This window comes from Frankia sp. AvcI1, from assembly GCF_001420875.1.
GTDB classification, from domain to species: domain Bacteria; phylum Actinomycetota; class Actinomycetes; order Frankiales; family Frankiaceae; genus Frankia; species Frankia alni.
Map to the genome: position 1 here is coordinate 63052 of NZ_LJFZ01000001.1, position 17884 is coordinate 80935.

Sequence of the window (17884 nt, forward strand, 5' to 3'; positions counted from 1 at the left end):
CGGCGAGGGTCCGCGTAACCCACGCCGGGGCTCGCAGCCCAGCTGAGGGCTAGGGCCGCGCGTCGCCGCGGGACACCCGCGGGCGCGGCAGCCGCCAGCGGCGCGGCAGCAGGGCCCGTTGCGCGGCGTAGGCGCGTACCCGCACCCGCGAGTCCGGGTAACGCTCGGCGACCTTACGGCTCACCTGCCAGGAGAGCACGATCGAGTCGACGACGACCGCGATGATGCCGAGCAGCATCAGCAGGGTCGCGGCGAGCCGGACGACGCCGTTCGGGATCAGGCCGCCGACGAAGTACACGACCGCGGCCACCAGGAAGAACGGGCCGACGGTGAGCCGGGTGTCGACCAGGTCGCGTGCCAGCACCCGCTCCGGGGCGCGCTCGCGCGGCGGCAGCCGGCTGACGTCCCCGGACATCATCGCCGCCCGGTACTCCTGGCTCTGCCGGCGGCGGGCGGACTTGGCGTCCTGGCGGCTCGCGCCCTTGCCCGCCGGCGCGACGGTCCTGCCGCGGGCGGCCCGGGCGTCCGAGCGTTTCGGCGTGGGACGCCCCTTCGCCGCGGTGCGCCGCGGGTCGGCCGACGGGTCCTGAACGTCGAGCTCGACCTGCTCGGCGAGCGGTTCGGCGTNGGCCTCGGNGGAGCCACGCCGCTTCAGCAGGGCCATCAGGGCAGAGCCAACATCTGATCGAGTGCCTTCCGGGCAAAGGTGGCCACGTCCCGGTCGACGGAGATCTGGTTGACCGTCTCGCCGCGGACGAGCGACTCCAGCGCCCAGACGAGGTGCGGCATGTCGATCCGGTTCATGGTGGAGCAGAAACACACCGTACGGTCCAGGAAGACGATGGTCTTGTCGGGGTGCCGCTTCGCCAGCCGCTGCACGAGGTTCAGCTCGGTGNCGATGGCGAACGCCGAGCCGGCCGGGGCGGCGTCGACGACGGAGATGATGTATTCGGTGGAACCGACCAGGTCCGCCGCCGTGACGACCTCCCGGCGGCACTCCGGGTGCGCCAGGACGGTGACCCCGGGGATGCGGGCGCGCACCTCGTCGACGCTGTCGCGGGTGAAGCGCCCGTGCACCGAGCAGTGCCCGCGCCAGAGGATCATCTTCGCCTCGCGGAGCTGGCGGTGGGTCAGCCCGCCGCCGGGCCGGTGCGGGTCGTAGACGACGCAGTCCGCCTCGGTCATCCCCAGCTCGCCGACGGCGGTGTTGCGACCGAGGTGCTGGTCGGGCAGGAACAGCACCTTCGACCCCCCGCGCTCGCCGAACGCCCACTCCAGCGCCCGCCGGGCGTTCGAGGAGGTGCAGATCGTGCCGTCGTGCCGGCCGGTGAACGCCTTGATGGCGGCCGAGGAGTTCATGTAGCTGACGGGGACGGTCTGCGCGGCGACGCCGGCGTCGAGCAGGTCGTCCCAGGCCTGCTCGACCTGCTCGGCGGTGGCCATGTCGGCCATCGAGCAGCCGGCGGCGAGGTCGGGCAGGATCACCCGCTGGTGCGCGCCGGTGAGGATGTCGGCGCTCTCGGCCATGAAGTGGACGCCGCAGAAGACGATCGCCTCGGCCTGCGGACGCGCGGCGGCCTGCTGGGCCAGCTTGAACGAGTCGCCGGTCACGTCGGCGAACGCGATGACCTCGTCGCGCTGGTAGTGGTGCCCGAGGATGAAGACCCGGTCACCGAGCGCGGTCTTCGCGGCGGCGGCGCGGGCCGCGAGGGTGGGGTCGGCGGCCGGCGGCAGCTCGCCGGGGCAGTCGACGCCACGCTCGCTTGCCGGGTCCGACCCGCGGCCGAGCAGCAGCAGGGCCAGCGGGGACGGGGTGACGCCCACCTGCGCGAGGGCCGGATCCCGCCCGAGGGTNGGATTGATCGTCATGGCGCTCCTCTGGTCGACCGGCCCGCAGCCTGGCCGCCTGGTCGTCCGCGCCGACCGGCCGGCGATCCCGCCGGAGGTCGTCCGCGAATGGTCGATGAGACTCTAACTCCCCGCGCCCATCGTATGCGGAGCTCCGCCGGTCGGGCGCCGGCTTGTTCGACCTGTTCGGCCCGCTTCGGTCCCGGACGTGAACGTGGTCACGAAGGTGACCGCAGGCGAGAAGGCGACCCGAGGTGAGAAAAGGCGACCCAGGGTGATCGGAGGTGATCGGCGTCTCGTGGCCCACCGGTCGGCGCCGTGGCTCGGCTCCGTCGGCATCGCTACGATGGGAAGCGGATCCCGTCCCATGGTGTTGGGCATGAACGTCGGCGCAGACGCTGTGCCGTGCCCGGGGCGTCGCCGAGGCCACTCGGTTCGCCGCGGGCAGTACCCGACCGGATGCAACCGACCGGAAGCGCAGTACCCGACCGGAACCAGTGATGNCTGGCACCTCAGGCACGTCCAGCAAGGGCAGGAGTACTCCTTATGACCGTTCAGGACACGACGGAGACCGCGACNCAGTCCTCGACCGNCATCCTCACCGACACGGCCGCCGGCAAGGTCAAGACCCTGCTGGAGCAGGAGGGCCGGGATGACCTCAAGCTGCGCATCGCGGTGCAGCCCGGGGGTTGCTCGGGCATGCGCTACCAGCTCTTCTTCGACGAGCGGTCCCTCGACGGCGACACCGTCCTGGACTTCTCCGGTGTCAAGGTCGTCCTCGACCGGATGAGCTCTCCGTACCTCGGCGGCGCGACGATCGACTTCGTCGACACCATCGAGAAGNAGGGCTTCACCATCGACANCCCCAACGCGCAGGGCTCCTGCGCCTGCGGCGACTCGTTCCACTGATCGACCGAGCGGCCGACCCGGGCCGCCCGCGGCGACCGCCTGTCAGCCCTGGTGCATTCCTCTCACCAGCGGCACGGAGGTCGCCACTGGCCCGGAGGTCGTGGCCGGCTCCCGCGGGAGCCGCCGGATAGTGCCTGATGCACGAAGCCCGGTCCGACCCACCACGGTCGGGCCGGGCTTCGTGCGTCTCCCCGCGGCGGCGGGGGCTGTTCCGGACCGCCACAGGTGCCGGTAGGCTCCACGATCGTGCGTATCGCCGTGACGGGTTCCATTGCCACCGACCACCTCATGCGCTTCCCGGGCCGTTTCGCCGAGCAGCTGCTCGCCGATCAGCTCCACAGCGTGTCGCTGTCCTTCCTCGTCGACGAACTCGTGATCCGCCGCGGTGGGACCGCGGCCAACATCGCGTTCGGTCTCGGCCAGCTCGGCCTGCACCCGATCCTCGTCGGTGCCGTCGGGGAGGACTTCGCCGACTACCGCTCCTGGCTCGACCGNCACGGCGTNGACACCACCACCATCCGGGTCAGTGAGATCGCGCACACGGCCCGCTTCGTCTGCACCACCGACGAGGATCTCAACCAGATCGCCTCCTTCTACCCGGGGGCGATGAACGAGGCCGCCGAGATCGAGCTCGGGCCGATCGCGGACCGCTTCGGCGGCCTGGACGTCGTGATCATCAGCCCGAACGCGCCGGACGCGATGGTGCGCCACAGCCGGGAGTGCCGCGAGCGCGGTTACGCCTTCGCCGCCGACCCGTCCCAGCAGCTGGCGCTGCTGGCGGGNCCGCAGATCCGCGAGCTCGTCGACGGTGCGGCCTACCTGTTCTGCAACGAGTACGAGAAGGCGCTGCTGGCCAGCAAGTCCGGCTGGAGCGACGCGGAGATCCTGGCGAAGGTCGGCGTGCGGGTCACCACCCACGGCAAGGACGGCGTGGTGATCGAGGCGCCGGAGAGCGACCCGATCCGCGTCCCCGTGGTGCCCGCCCGGGCCACTCCGGACCCGACGGGCGTCGGCGACGCGTTCCGTTCCGGGTTCTTCGCCGGGCTGTCCTGGGAGCTGCCGCTCGAACGCTCCGCCCAGGTCGGCTGCCTGCTCGCGACCCTGGTGCTGGAGACCGTCGGCACGCAGGAGTACACCGCCGAGCCGTCCGACATGCTCAAGCGGATCACCGAGGCCTACGGCGCCGACGCGGCCGCCGAGATCGCCGAGCACCTGCCCGCGGTCTGAACCGGCCGGCGGGCTGAACCGAGCGGCCGGCTGAACCGGCCGGCGGGCTGAACCGCGGGCCGCTCGATCAGGCCAGGCGACGGATGACGAACTCCTCGCCGCCGCCCGGCAGCGCGCGCACCGTCACCAGTTCCTGACCCCGCAGCCGGCACCAGGCCGCCACGTCCGGGCCCGCCGCCGGATCGTCGGCCCAGAGGGCGATCGTGGCGCCGGGCACCAACGAGGCGAACGCACGGGCGAGGTCGATGATCGGCAGTGGGCAGCGCCGACCACGCGAGTCCACCGTCGCCGCCGGCGCGGCGATGTCCCGATCGGGGTTCGTGCCGGCGTCCGCCGGCCCGTCCACGGTCATCCGCCGCTCACCTCCCGAGGCCCTGAGCGGGCAGGTCACCGGCCGTTCCGGGCCGGGCCGGGCGTCGGTGGATCCGGGTGACGTTGGTCGCCCGCCGCGCCGGGTCCGCCGTCCCGATCCGGACGGCCACACGTCGCGTCGTCCCGGGCCGTCCGGTCACAGCCTGTCCGGTCACAGCCCGTCCCGTCCCGGGCCGTCCGGTCACTGCCCGACCCGTCACGACCCGTCCCGTCACAGCCTGTCCGGTCACAGCCCGTCCGCTCCCAGGCGCGCCCGCACGGTCCGTACGACGCCCGGCAGAACGTCGAGGAGCGCGTCGAGATCGGCCCGGGTGGAGTCGCGGCCGAAGGACACGCGCAGGTTCCCGTGGGTCAGCGCGCCCATCGCGACCAGCACGTGACTCGGGGTCAGAGTGTCGGAGGTGCAGCTCGACCCGGAGCTGACCGCGATGCCGGCCCGGTCCAGCTCGGTCAGCAGCGCCTCGCCCTCGACGTACAGGCAGGAGAACGCGGTGATGTGCGGCACGGTCGGAGCCTGGTCCGGATCCCCGAGCAGCTCCACTCCGTCGACGAGCTCGGGCAGCCGGCGCCGCAGGTCGCGGACGTAGCCGGCCAGCCGCGGGCCCTCCGCCGCGAGTTCCGCGGCGCGGGCGGCCAGCGCGGCGGCGGCGGCCACGATCGACGGGACGTCGGGGTAGCCGGCGACCCGCCCGCCCTCGCGCTCGTCGGCCGGCCCAGGGCTGCGCCAGCGGGTTCCCGTGCGCACCGCGAGGATGCCGACCCCGGCCGGGCCGCCGAACTTGTGGGCGCTGGCGGTCAGTAGGTTCGCGCCGAGCGCGCCCAGGTCGACGGGCACCCGGCCGACGGTCACGGCGGCGTCGGTGTGCAGGGGGACGCCCGTGGCGTGCAGCCGCTGAGCGACCTCGGCGACCGGCTGGAGGGTGCCGACCTCGTGGTTTGCGTGCTGGAGGCTGGCCACGGCGGTCCCGGGAGGGGGCGTGAAGGCCGCCGGATCGACGCGCCCGAAACGGTCGACCCCCACCTCGACGAGCCGCCCGCCGGCCTGTTCGTGGTGCTGCGCCGCATGCAGCACGCTGGAGTGCTCGACCGCGCTCACCATGATCAGATCGCCGGCGCGGCGGCGGGCGGACGCGGTGCCGAGCAGCGCGAGCGTGGCCGCCGCGGTCCCGCTTGCCGCGAAGCTGATCTCGTCGGGCCGGGCGCCGAGAACGCCCGCGACGGTCTCGCGGGCGGCGTCCAGCAGCATCCGGGCGCGCCGGCCCTCCCGGTAGAGCCGCGCCGGATCCGCCCAGCCGTCCTGGAGCGCCACCCCGAGCGCCTCCCGGGCCGCGGGATGCAGGGGGGTGGTCGACGCGTGGTCGAGATAGGCCGACACGACTGCGACGCTACGCCGTGACGGGTCCTGGGGGGCGTGCGTCACAGGCCCTTGATGGGGCCTGTGGCGAGAAGCTGTCGGGCCGCTGAGATACGCTGCTGCCGCACCATCTACAGCGTGTCGAAGACAGCATGTCGTCCGGAGGGATCGACCGGGGTGACATGGCGTTTCTGGGGTCTCGCGGATGGCGGCGGACAGCCTCCGCCCCGTCGACGCGGGCCNCTAGTCGTGGGAGGCAGGACCTGGTGAGGAGATCCTTCGGTCGGACCCGGCCGTCGGTCGCGGATGTCGAGGACACGCCGACGACGCCGGCTGACTCCGGCAGTGCGGGCGGGGTCGCGAACGACGCGGTCGAGGCGGTTGGCACGGTCGGCGCCCATGGGAGGCGACGGGCGCGGCCGGTGCGCCGACCCCTGCGCCTGGTCGGCGCGCTCGCCGTCGTGGGGATCGCGGCGACCGCCTGCGACAGACCCAACTTCGGCTACCCGGATGGTGTGACCAACCACACCCCGCGGCTGCTCAACATCTGGCAGGGCTCGGCGATCGCCGCGCTCGTCGTCGGCGTGATCGTCTGGGGCATGATCCTCTACGCGGTCGTCGCCTTCCGCAAGCGCAGCGACGTGCTCCCGCGCCAGATCCGCTACAACCTGCCCGTCGAAATCCTGTACACCGTCATACCCGTCGTGATCGTCGGGGCGATGTTCTTCTACACCGCCCGCGACGAGTCGAAGGTCACGAAGCTCTCGGCCAAGCCGGATGTCACGGTGGACGTCATCGGCTTCCGGTGGAACTGGCAGTTCAAGTACATCGACCCCGGCGCCGGTCACACGGGGCCGAACCAGATCGAGGTCACCGGCCGGCCCGGTGAGCCCGCGGTGCTGGTCCTGCCGCAGAACCGCTCCATCCGGTTCGTGGAGACCTCACCGGACGTCATCCACTCCTTCTGGGTGCCCGAGTTCCTGTTCAAGCGGGACGTCGTGCCCGGTCGGATCAACCAGTTCGAGCTCACGGTGACCAAGACCGGTACCTTCATCGGTCGGTGCGCCGAGCTCTGCGGGACCGACCACGACCGGATGAACTTCTACGTGAAGGTCGTGCCGCAGGACGAGTACGACAGGTTCATCTCGGAGCGGCAGAACGCGTCTGTTCCGTCGACGTCCGCCGGGACGACGACCGCCGCCAGCACCGCAACCACCGCCACCACCGGGAGCGGACAGTGACCCTCGTGCAAGAGTCGGGCGTCGGCCACGCCGAGCCCGAGCAACCCCACCTACCCAAGCGGACGAACCTGCTCGGCTACCTGCGTACGACGTCCCACAAGGACATCGCGGTCATGTACTTCGTGACCTCGTTCGCCTTCTTCCTCTTCGCCGGCATCCTGGCCGTCATGATGCGGGCGGAGCTCGCGCGGCCGGGCCTGCAGTACTTCTCCAACGAGCAGTACAACCAGTTGTTCACGATGNACGGCACGCTCATGCTGCTGATGTTCGCGACGCCGATCGCGTTCGCCTACGCGAACTTCCTGGTGCCGCTGCAGATCGGCTCGCCGGACGTCGCCTTCCCGCGGCTGAACGCGCTGTCCTACTGGTTCTTCCTGTTCGGCAGCCTCACGGTGGTGGCCGGGTTCCTCACCCCGAACGGCGCGGCGTCGTTCGGGTGGTTCGCCTACTCGCCGCTGAACAACGAGATCTACTCGCCCGGGGCGGGCTCGGACCTGTGGATCGTCGGCCTGACGGTGTCNGGTCTCGGCACCATCCTCGGCGCCGTCAACATGATCACCACGATCCTGACGCTGCGCGCGCCCGGCATGACGATGTTCCGGCTGCCGATCTTCTGCTGGAACTTCCTGGTCACCTCGATCCTCGTGCTGGTCGCGTTCCCGGTGCTCGCCGCGGCGCTGCTGGCCCTGGAGGCCGACCGCCGGTTCGGTGCGCACGTGTTCGACGCCGCGAACGGCGGGGCGCTGCTCTGGCAGCACCTGTTCTGGTTCTTCGGCCATCCCGAGGTCTACATCCTCGCGCTGCCGTTCTTCGGGATCATCAGCGAGATCCTGCCGGTGTTCTCCCGTAAGCCGCTGTTCGGCTACAAGGGCCTCGTCTTCGCCACCATCGGCATCGGCGCCCTGTCGATCGNGGTGTGGGCGCACCACATGTACGTCACCGGCGCGGTGCTGCTGCCGTTCTTCGCCTTCCTGTCGTTCCTGATCGCGGTGCCGACCGGCATCAAGTTCTTCAACTGGATCGGCACGATGTGGCGNGGGCAGCTCACCTTCGAGACGCCGATGCTGTTCAGCCTCGGCTTCCTGGTGACCTTCCTGTTCGGCGGTCTGACCGGCGTGCTGCTGGCCAGCCCGCCGATCGACTTCCACGTCAGCGACAGCTACTTCGTCGTCGCCCACTTCCACTACGTGATCTTCGGAACCGTCGTGTTCGCCGCCTACGCCGGCACCTACTTCTGGTTCCCGAAGGTCACCGGCCGGATGATGAACGACCGGCTCGGGAAGATCCACTTCTGGACCGTGTTCTTCGGCTTCCACGCCACGTTCCTGGTGCAGCACTGGCTGGGTCTGCGCGGGATGCCGCGGCGCTACGCCGACTACTCGCCGACCGACGGCTTCACCACCCTGAACACGTTCTCCTCGGCGGGGTCGTTCCTGCTGGCCCTGTCGACGCTGCCGTTCATCTACAACCTGTGGCACTCGTACCGCAAGGGCCAGCTCGCCGTCGTCGACGATCCCTGGGGCTACGGCAACTCGCTGGAGTGGGCGACCTCCTGCCCGCCGCCGCGGCACAACTTCCGGACGCTGCCGCGGATCCGCTCCGAGCGGCCCGCGTTCGACCTGCACTTCCCGGCCACGGTGGGCCGGGTCGACTACCACGCGACACCCGAGATCGGTTAGGAGGCGGTGATCGTATGAAGGTGGAAGGCATCATCTTCAGCTTCTTCGGCGTCTTCGCCGGGGCTGCGGCGCTGGTCTACTGGTTCTGGGCGAAGGACCCGACCGGCACCGCGGCGCTCACGCTCACCACCGGGTTGGGCCTGCTGGTCGGCGGCTACCTCATCTTCACCGGCCGCCGGATCGGCATGCGCCCGCAGGACCTTCCGGACGCCGAGGTGGCGGACGGTGCCGGCGAGCTCGGGCACTTCACGCCGGGCAGCTACTACCCGTTCCTGATCGGCGCGAGCTCGGTGACGGCGGCGATGGGGCTCGTCTTCGGGATCTGGCTGCTCGTCCTCGGCCTGGCCATGGTCGTGGTGTTCGCGACCTGCCTCGTGTTCGAGAACTTCTGGCACCCCCCGGTGCCCGAGGACTGAGTCTCACCCCGCGGCCCGGGACACCTCCCGGGCCGCGCCCCGCGCACCTTCGGGGCCGGCAGATGCTTCGGCATTGGCCGGCCCCTTTCGCGTGCGCGCCCCGCCGCGGGTTCTCGCCGTGCCGGGGGTGGGGCGGGGCGGCTCAGCGGGTGATGGCCGCGGCTGCGGCGGCGGCCTGGCTGGCGTCCGTCCAGCGGTCCAGGACTGCGGCGGCGGCGCCGGAGTCGATGGCGTGGGCGGCCCGGGGCAGCGCTGCGGCGATCTGCTCGGTGATGGCGGCGTCGGTCGGCCCCGCCGCGGCGACCAGCGAGGCGGCGGCGGCAAGCAGCACCGTGTCGCGGACCGGCCCTGGCTCGCCGGCGAGCAGCGCGCGGGTGACGGCGGCGTTGTGCGGGGCGTCGGCGCCGCGTAGGACGGCGATGTCCGGCACGTGGATGCCGACGTCGCGGGGGTCGAACTGCTCGCGGCGCGGCGGCGCGGCCGTCTGGCCGGCCGCCTCGCCGGCGGCGGATGGCTGGCCGCCGGGGATCACCCAGATGGTGGACGTGGTCGTCGGGGTGAGCTCGTCGAGGCCGTCGTCGCCGCGGAAGACCAGCGCCCGGGTGCCGCGGTCGGCGAGGACCTGGGCGACGACCGGCGCGAGGCGGGCGTCGGCGACCCCGACGGCCTGCGCGCCCGGCTCGGCCGGGTTGGTCAGCGGACCGAGGATGTTGAAGGCCGTCGGCACGCCGATCTCGGCGCGGGGGCCGCCGACATGCCGCATCGCCGGGTGGAAGATCCTGGCGAAGCAGAAGGCGATGCCGGCCGCCCGCAGGCATGCCTCGACCCCGGCCGGCGGCAGGTCGATGGCGACTCCGAGCTCGGCGAGCAGGTCGGCCGAGCCGCAGGCGGACGACGCGGCCCGGTTGCCGTGCTTGATCACGGGCACGCCCGCTCCGGCCACGACGAGGGCCGCCATCGTGGACAGGTTGACCGTGTTCGACCGATCGCCGCCCGTCCCGCAGGTGTCCACCGCGCGTGCCCGGATCTCGTCGGGGATGCGTAGCGGGGCGGCGTGGGCGCGCATCGCCGCGATCAGGCCGCCGATCTCGGCCGGCGTCTCGCCCTTGGCTCGCAGCGCCACCGCGAACCCGGCGATCTGGGCCGGGGTGGCGGCGCCGGCCATGATCTGGTCCATGGCCCAGGCCGTCCGCGCGGAGTCCAGGGACTCGCGGGCGAGCAGGGCGCCGATCAGCTCCGGCCAGCTCGCCACCGCCGAGGCCGAGCCGGCGGGTGGCCCGGCAAGTGGCCCGGGCCCGGCAGGGGGCCCGGCCAGCGGCCCGGTGGGTGACACGGCGGGCGGCACGGTGGCCTCGATGGTCATCGGTGTCAGCCGGCGAGCTGGGCGCCCGTCAGCGGCCGCCGGGCCGCCGCGCCGCCGGCCCGTGCGCGCAGCAGCGTGACGACGGCCTCGGTGAGCCGGCCGGGGTCGACCGGGTGGGCGACGACGGCGTCGGCCTGCGACCAGGTGGCCAGCCACCGGTCGTCGGCGCGCGCGACGAGCAGGACCGTCGGCGGGCAGTCGGCCACCTCGTTCTTCAACTGGCGGCACAGGCCCATGCCGCCGGTGGGGGTGGCCTCGCCGTCGAAGATGCAGAGATCGGCCTCGTGGTGATCGACGACGTCGATCGCCGCGGCCGCGTCCGCGGCCTCGACGAACTCCAGCGGGCCGAGGTCGGCGGCGGGCAGTCGACCGATCGCGGCGATGACGCGCGCGCGCACGTCGGCGCGGTCGGCGTAGACGAGGACTGTGCTCATGGCGTCCACGGCCTTTCGCATCAGGTGGCCACCGCCGACCGGCGGCCCGGGGCGGACCGCCGCTCCCCGCCGCGACCGCGACCGGACCCGCGCGGGGCGGGCGATCGCGGGCGAGCGGGAGCGACCGGATGACCGGCGCGATCCGCTCCGAAGATTACCCGGTCGTGGGGTCACGTCACGCCGTCACGCCGTTGTCCACCCGGTCCGCGGCCACGGGTGTGCCGGGCCGGCCCGCCGCGTGCGTCGGTGGCCGGAGCGGTTGCCAGGAGTCGGGAACAGTTGCCAGGAGGCGGGAACATCGGTGATAGTGAGAGTCGTTCTCAACCAGCGGAGCCCTCCGTCGGCACGGTCGCCGGGCGTTCGCCCGCAGGCACGGGCGGCGGGTTCCGCTGCGACCGACGGGCGTGATCCATGACCGACCTGGCTGATCTTCGACTGACCCCGCAACGGATGGCCGTTCTGGAGGTCCTACGGGCCGCCGACGACCATCCCACCGCGGCCGAGGTGTACGAGCGGGTACGCCGTGCCTCGCCGCGAATCGGCAGCGCTACGGTGTACCGCACCCTCGCGCTGCTGGTGTCGACCGGTCGGGCGCTGGAACTCAACCTGGGCGACGGCGCGGCGGCCCGGTACGACGCCAACACCCGCCGCCACGACCACGCGGTCTGCGACGGCTGTGGCCGCGCGGTCGACATCGATCACCCCGTGCCGGACGGAATGATGGCGGAGATCGCCCGTCGCTCGGGCTTCGCCATCACCGGCTACGACCTGCAGTTCCGGGGCATGTGCCCGGACTGTCAGGCGAACGGCTCCGATCCGGCCCGCGCCGCGGGCGGGACCGGCCCGACAGTGAACACCCACGCCAAAGGAGCGCTTCATGCCGAAGCTTGACGGCACCAAGACCCACGAGAACCTCAAGGAGGCGTTCGCCGGCGAGAGCCAGGCCAACCGGCGCTACCTGTACTTCGCCCGCCGTGCCGACATCGAGGGTCTGACCGACGCCTCGTCGCTGTTCCGCGACACCGCGGAGGGCGAGACCGGGCACGCCTTCGGGCACCTGGAGTTCCTCGCCGAGGTCGGCGACCCGGCCACCGGCGAGCCGCTCGGCACCACCGCCAAGAACCTGGCCAGCGCCGTGGCCGGCGAGACCTACGAGTTCACCGCCATGTACCCCGGCTTCGCGAAGACCGCCCGCGAGGAGGGCTTCGAGGAGATCGCGGACTGGTTCTCGACCCTCGCCCGCGCCGAGAAGACCCACGCCGGCCGGTTCAAGAAGGCCCTCGACGCCCTCAACGCCGAGGAGACCGCCGACGCCTGATCGGCGCCTGCGCACCACGTCGGTGGCCGGCTCCGGGCATCCTTCCGCCGGAGCCGGCCATCGCCGTGCTCTACCCCCGACGTGTTCTACCCCCGACGACACCCACTCCACGCTTCCGGACAGGAGGCCGCGCCATGGCGCTGACCGTCGCCGACATCACCACCGACCACCAGGCGTACGCGGAGAGCCGCCCGCAGCTGCGCCGCCAGATGCTTCCCGTGCGCGCCGAGCGCCGCGTCCGGGTCGGCGACATCGTCCTCGCCGAGTTCGAGAACGAGCAGACCCTGCGCTACCAGGTGCAGGAGATGGTCTACACCGAGCGACTGACGGCGTCTGCCGACGTCGCCCACGAGATCGAGGCGTACTCCCGCCTGCTGCCCGGCAGCCACGTCCTGACCGCCACCGTGTTCATCGAGCTCAACGTGCTCGAGACGGTGCGCGAGGAGCTCAGCCGCCTCGCCGGCCTGCAGCACAGCCTGGCCCTGGAGATCGGCGGGACCCGCGTCGCGGGGGAGGAGATCCCCGGCCTCGACGAGGACCCCGACGTCCCGTCCGAGACGGTCTCCGTCCACATGGTCCGCTTCGTGCTCACCGACGAGCTGCGCGACGCCTTCCGCGATCCGGACGTCCCCGCCGAACTCGTCGTCGACCACGCCGAGTACAGCGACTCCACCCCCCTGACCGGCGCCACCCGCCGCGCCCTCATCGCCGACCTCGCCCTGCGCCCCTGACCGACCCGCCGTCCCTCGTGCGGGCCACCGATCCGGGGAACAGGTAGTCGAGGAAGCAGGAGGTCGATGGGCCGCTGGGGGCGGCNGGCGAGATTTGTCGGGGGCCATCCGTTCGGAGCGCCCGCGACCGGGTAGGCGAAGGGCTTACGGCACTTACGGCACTCACGTCAGCACGTTCATCCACGTCAAGGGAGTCACCCGTGACCGATGACCAGCTACGTCCCGACCTCGCGTCCGCCGGCTCACCAGCTCCCGACCTGTCCCGCGGCGCTTCGGACCCGTCCCGCGCAGTCCCCGGCCGCGACCCGGACTTCGCCGGCGCGAACGGCGGCGCCCCCGGGCCGGCCGGGGGTACCGGGCGGGGGCCGACGGCCGGTGGCCGGGCGTCCGAGCAGGGCGCGGCGGCGCTCGACGCGCTGCACCGTCTGGCCGACGGGGAGGACGAGCGTTCCGCGCTCGGTGACCTCGCCCTCGCGGACGTCCTNCTCCCCGACCTCGGCGACGAGATCACCGACCTCTCCGAGGAGAGCGAGGTTCTGCAACTTCCCGTTGCGGAGCGTCAGGACGGCACTCAGTTCGTCCCGACGTTCACCTCCGAGCAGCGCCTGACCGAGGCCCTGCCCGACGTCGCCCGCTACCGCACGGTGCAGATCGCGACCCTCGGTCGGATCTGGCCGTCGGACGACCTGCTGCTGGCGGTCGATCCGGGTTCCGAAGCCGGGATCGCCCTGCCGGCGGAGGGCCTGCGGGCACTCGCCGCCATGTCCGCCTGACCTCGTGGCCTCCGCCAGGCCGCACGCCTTCCGCCCGGGCGTGCGGCCGGCTCGGCTCACCTGTTCGGCAGGTCCCGTATCCCGCCGATCACCCACGGATGCTGAAGAACGGATGCTGAAGACCGGTCCGCCGGCAGTTCGGCCACAGGACAGCTACCCGCCGCGGCGCCTCCCGCGTGCCACCACCTGATCTCACGCGGGTGCGCGCTCTCACGGTGGGTTCGACGTCCGGGCGGGCGGCGGGGCCAGCGCCTGCCAGCCGAGGTAGGCGACGGGCAGGCGGGTCTCCAGGCCCGTCATCCGGGCCCGCTCCTGGGCCACGGCCAGGATCGTCGGGACCACCTGGCGGGTCACGGCGAGCCGCTCGCCCAGCCGGTGGACCTCGTAGCCGTCCCGTTCGACCGCGGTCCTCAGCGCCGCCTCGCCTGCTCCGGAACTCGACGCTCCGGCGCCTTCGGGCGGTCCGGGCGTGTCGGGCTGGGCGGGCGTGTCGGGCTGGCCGGGCGCGTCGGAGGGGTCGGGGAGGGCGAACAGGTGGCGGAGCAGCACGGGGGCGTCGGCTGGGTGGCCGGCAGCGGCCAGGGCGGCCAGGGCCGGCCCCTCCCCGGCGGCCGGATCGAACGAGGAGGCGAGGACGGCGAGTGAGCCGTCGTCGACCAGGATCGGCGGCGGGGTGCGCCCGGACCGCCAGGGCCATCGCATCGAGAACCTCGAACTCCTTCCGGCCACCGGCCCGGCTCCGTTCCAGTCGGTCACCCTCTCGGCTCGGCGGTCGACTGGGTGTTCGCGGCGCCCGGTAGGCGCTCTGACCTGCCGTTTCGATCGGCTATGGCGGTCGCGCGACGCGCGGAGGGCCACGTGGGCCGTGCCGTCCGGCCCGGCTCCACCGGGCCGGGCGACCCGGCTCCTGAGGTGGACGTCCGACGGGTGAGGCACGCAACATCCGCCGGAAGGGCACCGGTCGTCATGGTTTTTTCGCCCCCCGCCGCAGCGGCCCGAGGACCTGCGGTTTCCGCTGCGGCGCAGCGATTTGTGCGGTGCGTGGGGTGGTCCGCACGGGGCCTCGGGCCGGTCATCGACGCNTCGTAGTCCTACCGAACGTCGAACCTACGGTGGCGCCTGGAGCGTCGCGTGCCAGAATGACCGTCGTGGCCTCAGCCCCCGTCCTCGAGAAGGCTCCTCCACCACACCCGACGGCCAACCGTCCCTCGATGGTCTCGGTCGGCACGGTCGTGTGGCTGTCGTCGGAGCTGATGTTCTTNGCGTCCCTGTTCGCGATGTACTTCNCGATNCGTTCGGTCAACAGCGGCAACTGGCCGCCCGTGACGGGTGATCCCGCCGGTTCCGAACACGGCCCCGTGGAGCTGCACGTCGGGTACGCGCTGTTCTTCACCGTGATCCTGGTGCTGTCCAGCGTCACCTGCCAGCTCGGGGTGTTCGCCGCCGAGCGCGGTGACGTCCACGGACTGCGGCGCTGGTACCTGGCATCGTTGATCATGGGCCTCGTCTTCGTTGGCGGCCAGGCGAACGAGTACTTCGGCGAAAACAAGTTCACGATGGCGTCGCACGCCTACGGCTCGGTGTACTACCTGACCACCGGGTTCCACGGGCTGCACGTCATCGGTGGTCTCGTCGCCTTCGTCATGGTGCTGGGCCGATCGACGTTCGGGCGCTTCACGCCGGAGAAGGCGACATCGGCGATCGTCGTGTCGTACTACTGGCACTTCGTCGACGTCGTCTGGATCGCCCTGTTCGCGACCATCTACCTCCTCCAGTGAGCGACATGACTGAAACCTCGGGCACACCGTCGGACACGCCGCCGGAAGCCTCGTCGGACTCCGCGCCGAGCGAGGTCGCGGCGCCGGTCGCCGCCACGAAGCGGTCCGCGCGCAAGCGCGACACGTCCGCGCGCAAGCGTGGTCCGTCCGCGCGCCGGCGCCGGAGATCCTCCGCCCTCGTCCTCGTGCTCGGCCTGATGGCCACCGGGGTGCTGTGGACGATGCTGGCTCCCAGTGGCAACGCCGCGCAGACGGCGGACGCCAACGAGGCCGTCCGGCAGGGTCGCGCCCTGTACCTGCAGGGCTGCTCGACCTGCCACGGCCTCGGCGCCCAGGGCTCGAACACCGGTCCCAGCCTCGTCGGCGTCGGCGCCGCCGCGGTGGACTTCCAGGTCTCGACCGGCCGCATGCCGCTGGCCGCCCCGGCCGCGCAGGCCGACCGCAAGCCGCCGATCTACTCGGCGACGCAGATCGACCAGCTCTCCGCGTACGTCGCGAGCCTCGGCGGTGGCCCGGAGGTGCCCAAGGTCACCGACAAGGAGCTCAGCGACGCAGACCTGGCTCACGGCGGCGAGCTCTACCGCGCCAACTGCGCGCAGTGCCANCAGGCCGTCGCCCAGGGTGCTCCGCTGACCTACGGTAAGTTTGCGCCCTCGCTGAGCGAGTCCACTCCGAAGCAGATCGTCGAGGCCATGCGCACGGGGCCGGAGTCCATGCCGGTCTTCGGGGACCGTCAGCTCAACGACGAGGACGCCGCCGCCGTGGCGGCCTACATCAAGCACCTGACCGACACCAAGAGCCCCGGTGGTTTCAGCCTCGGTAAGTACGGTCCGGTGCCCGAAGGGTTGCTGGCCATGCTGGTAGGCATTGGTGGCCTGCTCGTCGTGTGCCTGTGGATCGGAGCGAGGCAGAAGGTATGAGTGACCAGACGGGCCCGGGGACGCCGGGACCGGCGGGCTCGGGCGGAGGGGACCAGCCGGGCGACTCCGCCCAGGAACGCGTGCACTACGCGGGCTACCAGGGTGAGCCGGCAGACAAGTCGGACCAGGACTCGATGAGCAGCATCTTCAAGCGGGCCAAGCACCCGGTCGACACGTCGGGTGCCGCCGCCGGGGGGTCGGGGATCTCGGCCGGTGGACCGGACATCCCGGCCGGCACCTCCGACGGCCCGGAGGCCCTGGGCACCCCGCCGCACCAGACGGACTCCACCCGCGATCCCGAGACCACGGTGATGCGGACCGGCGACGCCGGGGTGGCGCAGCCGTCCTACGGCACGCACGCCGGCGGCGGTGGCGGGGTCACCGTCCGCCCGCCGCGCGCCGAGGACGTCGACCGCCGCGCCGAACGGCGGGCGGAGCGGCTGATCGCCTGCTGGTTCCTGATCTCGGTGGTCGGCACCGTCGGGTTCGTCATCACGAACTTCGTCGGTGACAAGCACCAGGCGTACTACACGCCGTGCCTCGGTTCGGCGCTCGGCCTGGCCGTCGGCGGGCTCGGCATCGGCATGATCCTGTGGGCCAAGCGGCTGATGCCGCACGAGCAGGCCGTCCAGGAGCGCCACGAGTTCACCTCCGCCAAGGAGGAGATCGCGGTCACCGAGGCGGAGATCACCGCCGGCTTCGCCGACACCGGTCTCGCCCGCTTCCCGCTGCTGCGACGCACCCTGCTGGGCGCCGGCACCGTGCTCGGTGGCCTGATCGTCGTGCCGCTGCTCAACCTGACCAACTCCAAGCCGGGCAAGAAGCTCGACCACACCTCCTGGGTGAAGGGCGCGCGCCTGGTCACCGAGGACGGCCGCCTGGTCAAGCTCGGGNACATCTCCATCGGCGGCATCGAGACCGTCTTCCCGNCCATCCCGGTGACCGAGTCGGACGGCACGACCACCTACAAGCCGAAGACCGACGTGCACACCAAGGCGGACAGCACCACGATCCTCATCCGCCTGCCTCCGGGGGTCGACCGCCCGCGCAAGGGGCGGGAGAACTGGTCCATCGACGGCCACGTCGCCTACTCCAAGATCTGCTCGCACGCCGGTTGCCCGGTGAGCCTGTACGAGCAGCAGACGCACCACCTGCTCTGCCCCTGCCACCAGTCGGTCTTCGACGTGCTGGACGGCTGCCGGGCGATCTTCGGTCCGGCCAGCCGGTCGCTGCCGCAGCTGGCCATCGCCGTGGACGACGACGGATTCCTGTACGCCCGCAACGGTGACTACGACGAGCCGGTCGGTGCCGCCTTCTGGGAGCGCTCATGACAACCGCATCCCCACCGGAGTTCGTCAAGCGGCCGACCCCGGTCCNCAAGGCCAACCGCGCCATCGACGAGCGGTTCGGCACCCAGGCCGGGCTGCGGCGCAACCTGAACAAGGTCTTCCCCGACCACTGGTCGTTCATGATCGGGGAGATCGCGCTCTACAGCTTCATCGTCCTGCTGCTCACGGGCAN

Annotated in this window: 17 protein-coding genes and 15 pseudogenes; 24 read left to right on the forward strand and 8 right to left on the reverse strand. The window is 72.0% G+C overall.

Translation table 11 applies throughout. The annotated features are described in order from the left end of the window. Positions 1-49: 49 nt before the first annotated feature. The 3 genes and pseudogenes from UK94_RS00265 to nadA (UK94_RS00270) all read right to left on the reverse strand — a co-directional run. Positions 50-627: DUF3043 domain-containing protein (locus tag UK94_RS00265; RefSeq protein WP_235485967.1), on the reverse strand; the 578-nt coding region annotated here is incomplete at its 5' end. Positions 628-663: 36 nt separating this feature from the next. Then, the coding region (nadA, locus tag UK94_RS35250) for a quinolinate synthase NadA (RefSeq protein WP_235485969.1) at positions 664-895 on the reverse strand (232 nt) is incomplete at its 5' end. Position 896: 1 nt separating this feature from the next. Further along, positions 897-1854 (reverse strand): annotated as a pseudogene (gene nadA / locus UK94_RS00270) (quinolinate synthase NadA); the annotation flags it as partial. A 588-nt stretch (positions 1855-2442) separates the two neighbouring features. Here nadA (UK94_RS00270) and UK94_RS00275 point away from each other — a divergent pair. From UK94_RS00275 to UK94_RS35265, 5 genes and pseudogenes are all read left to right on the forward strand, one after another. Beyond that, the coding region (locus UK94_RS00275; protein ID WP_235485971.1) for an iron-sulfur cluster assembly accessory protein at positions 2443-2691 on the forward strand (249 nt) is incomplete at its 3' end. A gap of 20 nt (positions 2692-2711) precedes the next feature. Continuing rightward, positions 2712-2757, forward strand: a pseudogene (locus UK94_RS72460) (iron-sulfur cluster insertion protein ErpA); the annotation flags it as partial. 246 nt (positions 2758-3003) lie between these two features. Continuing rightward, the coding region (locus tag UK94_RS35255; protein ID WP_235485973.1) for a PfkB family carbohydrate kinase at positions 3004-3251 on the forward strand (248 nt) is incomplete at its 3' end. A gap of 10 nt (positions 3252-3261) precedes the next feature. Next, positions 3262-3539: pseudogene (locus UK94_RS35260) on the forward strand (carbohydrate kinase family protein); the annotation flags it as partial. A 1-nt stretch (position 3540) separates the two neighbouring features. Beyond that, positions 3541-3984: pseudogene (locus UK94_RS35265) on the forward strand (PfkB family carbohydrate kinase); the annotation flags it as partial. Between the two features lie 67 nt (positions 3985-4051). Here UK94_RS35265 and UK94_RS00285 read toward each other — a convergent pair. Continuing rightward, complete coding sequence (locus tag UK94_RS00285) at positions 4052-4336, reverse strand: sulfurtransferase TusA family protein (protein ID WP_083866885.1); 285 nt, start codon at positions 4334-4336, stop codon at positions 4052-4054. Positions 4337-4582: 246 nt separating this feature from the next. Further along, positions 4583-5731, reverse strand: coding sequence for a cysteine desulfurase family protein (locus UK94_RS00290; RefSeq protein WP_055748233.1), 1149 nt, complete (start codon positions 5729-5731; stop codon positions 4583-4585). A gap of 245 nt (positions 5732-5976) precedes the next feature. On the opposite strand from UK94_RS00290, the gene coxB reads away from it, so the two are divergent. From coxB to UK94_RS00305, 7 genes and pseudogenes are all read left to right on the forward strand, one after another. Beyond that, the gene (gene coxB, locus UK94_RS00295) at positions 5977-6951 is read left to right on the forward strand and encodes a cytochrome c oxidase subunit II (protein WP_041939642.1); all 975 of its coding nucleotides are present in this window, start codon (positions 5977-5979) and stop codon (positions 6949-6951) included. A gap of 5 nt (positions 6952-6956) precedes the next feature. Next, positions 6957-7193 (forward strand): annotated as a pseudogene (locus UK94_RS35270) (cytochrome ubiquinol oxidase subunit I); the annotation flags it as partial. A 1-nt stretch (position 7194) separates the two neighbouring features. Continuing rightward, a pseudogene (locus UK94_RS35275) lies at positions 7195-7471 on the forward strand (cbb3-type cytochrome c oxidase subunit I); the annotation flags it as partial. 1 nt (position 7472) lies between these two features. Next, positions 7473-7863: pseudogene (locus UK94_RS35280) on the forward strand (cbb3-type cytochrome c oxidase subunit I); the annotation flags it as partial. 1 nt (position 7864) lies between these two features. Further along, positions 7865-7987, forward strand: a pseudogene (locus UK94_RS35285) (cbb3-type cytochrome c oxidase subunit I); the annotation flags it as partial. 1 nt (position 7988) lies between these two features. Continuing rightward, positions 7989-8630: pseudogene (locus tag UK94_RS35290) on the forward strand (cbb3-type cytochrome c oxidase subunit I); the annotation flags it as partial. 14 nt (positions 8631-8644) lie between these two features. Then, positions 8645-9046 (forward strand): cytochrome c oxidase subunit 4, encoded by a 402-nt coding sequence (locus UK94_RS00305; protein WP_041939640.1) that lies wholly within the window; start codon positions 8645-8647, stop codon positions 9044-9046. A 142-nt stretch (positions 9047-9188) separates the two neighbouring features. Here the strand turns inward: UK94_RS00305 and trpD are convergent, their stop codons facing one another. Together trpD and UK94_RS00315 are read right to left on the reverse strand one after the other, a co-directional pair. Further along, positions 9189-10298: an anthranilate phosphoribosyltransferase gene (trpD, locus tag UK94_RS00310; RefSeq protein ID WP_055748499.1), complete on the reverse strand. Its 1110-nt coding sequence runs from the start codon at positions 10296-10298 to the stop codon at positions 9189-9191. A 116-nt stretch (positions 10299-10414) separates the two neighbouring features. Further along, positions 10415-10843, reverse strand: coding sequence for a response regulator (locus tag UK94_RS00315; RefSeq protein WP_011606227.1), 429 nt, complete (start codon positions 10841-10843; stop codon positions 10415-10417). A 411-nt stretch (positions 10844-11254) separates the two neighbouring features. Here UK94_RS00315 and UK94_RS00320 point away from each other — a divergent pair, with 411 nt between their 5' ends. The 5 genes and pseudogenes from UK94_RS00320 to UK94_RS35300 all read left to right on the forward strand — a co-directional run. Next, positions 11255-11734 (forward strand): transcriptional repressor, encoded by a 480-nt coding sequence (locus tag UK94_RS00320; protein ID WP_050997216.1) that lies wholly within the window; start codon positions 11255-11257, stop codon positions 11732-11734. Beyond that, positions 11721-12161 carry a rubrerythrin family protein gene (locus UK94_RS00325; protein ID WP_011606224.1) on the forward strand — a complete coding sequence of 147 codons (441 nt, stop codon included), beginning with the start codon at positions 11721-11723 and terminating at the stop codon, positions 12159-12161. Before UK94_RS00320 ends, UK94_RS00325 begins: the two co-directional genes overlap by 14 nt. Positions 12162-12295: 134 nt before the next feature. After that, on the forward strand, positions 12296-12892 hold the full coding sequence (locus tag UK94_RS00330) for a DUF3501 family protein (RefSeq protein ID WP_011606223.1): 597 nt from the start codon (positions 12296-12298) through the stop codon (positions 12890-12892). A gap of 200 nt (positions 12893-13092) precedes the next feature. Further along, a pseudogene (locus tag UK94_RS35295) lies at positions 13093-13376 on the forward strand (SseB family protein); the annotation flags it as partial. Position 13377: 1 nt separating this feature from the next. Continuing rightward, positions 13378-13665 (forward strand): annotated as a pseudogene (locus UK94_RS35300) (SseB family protein); the annotation flags it as partial. A gap of 210 nt (positions 13666-13875) precedes the next feature. On the opposite strand, the gene UK94_RS00340 reads toward UK94_RS35300, so the two are convergent. Continuing rightward, entirely contained in the window at positions 13876-14367 is a 492-nt protein-coding gene (locus UK94_RS00340; RefSeq protein WP_055748235.1) for a hypothetical protein, read from the reverse strand. 509 nt (positions 14368-14876) lie between these two features. Here UK94_RS00340 and UK94_RS75655 point away from each other — a divergent pair. The 7 genes and pseudogenes from UK94_RS75655 to UK94_RS72465 form a co-directional block, all read left to right on the forward strand. Further along, the coding region (locus tag UK94_RS75655) for a hypothetical protein (RefSeq protein WP_313949434.1) at positions 14877-14926 on the forward strand (50 nt) is incomplete at its 3' end. Between the two features lie 31 nt (positions 14927-14957). Further along, positions 14958-15443 (forward strand): annotated as a pseudogene (locus tag UK94_RS00345) (heme-copper oxidase subunit III); the annotation flags it as partial. Between the two features lie 5 nt (positions 15444-15448). Next, positions 15449-16047: cytochrome c (locus UK94_RS00350; RefSeq protein WP_235485975.1), on the forward strand; the 599-nt coding region annotated here is incomplete at its 3' end. A gap of 1 nt (position 16048) precedes the next feature. After that, positions 16049-16363 (forward strand): annotated as a pseudogene (locus UK94_RS35310) (cytochrome c); the annotation flags it as partial. After that, a partial coding sequence (locus tag UK94_RS00355; RefSeq protein ID WP_235485976.1) for a (2Fe-2S)-binding protein occupies positions 16360-17256 on the forward strand: 897 nt, incomplete at its 3' end. The pseudogene UK94_RS35310 and the gene UK94_RS00355, both read left to right, overlap by 4 nt. Positions 17257-17293: 37 nt before the next feature. Beyond that, positions 17294-17694, forward strand: a pseudogene (locus UK94_RS35315) (Rieske (2Fe-2S) protein); the annotation flags it as partial. A 46-nt stretch (positions 17695-17740) separates the two neighbouring features. After that, positions 17741-17883: pseudogene (locus UK94_RS72465) on the forward strand (hypothetical protein); the annotation flags it as partial. Position 17884 lies beyond the last annotated feature (1 nt).

Bases quoted from the DNA above. Each gene is read 5' to 3' on its own strand.
- UK94_RS00330 (WP_011606223.1), top strand. From the start codon at position 12,296: ATGGCGCTGACCGTCGCCGACATCACCACCGACCACCAGGCGTACGCG.
- UK94_RS00285 (WP_083866885.1), bottom strand. From the start codon at position 4,336: ATGACCGTGGACGGGCCGGCGGACGCCGGCACGAACCCCGATCGGGAC.
- UK94_RS00315 (WP_011606227.1), bottom strand. From the start codon at position 10,843: ATGAGCACAGTCCTCGTCTACGCCGACCGCGCCGACGTGCGCGCGCGC.
- UK94_RS00320 (WP_050997216.1), top strand. From the start codon at position 11,255: ATGACCGACCTGGCTGATCTTCGACTGACCCCGCAACGGATGGCCGTT.
- UK94_RS00305 (WP_041939640.1), top strand. From the start codon at position 8,645: ATGAAGGTGGAAGGCATCATCTTCAGCTTCTTCGGCGTCTTCGCCGGG.
- UK94_RS00340 (WP_055748235.1), bottom strand. From the start codon at position 14,367: ATGCGATGGCCCTGGCGGTCCGGGCGCACCCCGCCGCCGATCCTGGTC.
- UK94_RS00325 (WP_011606224.1), top strand. From the start codon at position 11,721: ATGCCGAAGCTTGACGGCACCAAGACCCACGAGAACCTCAAGGAGGCG.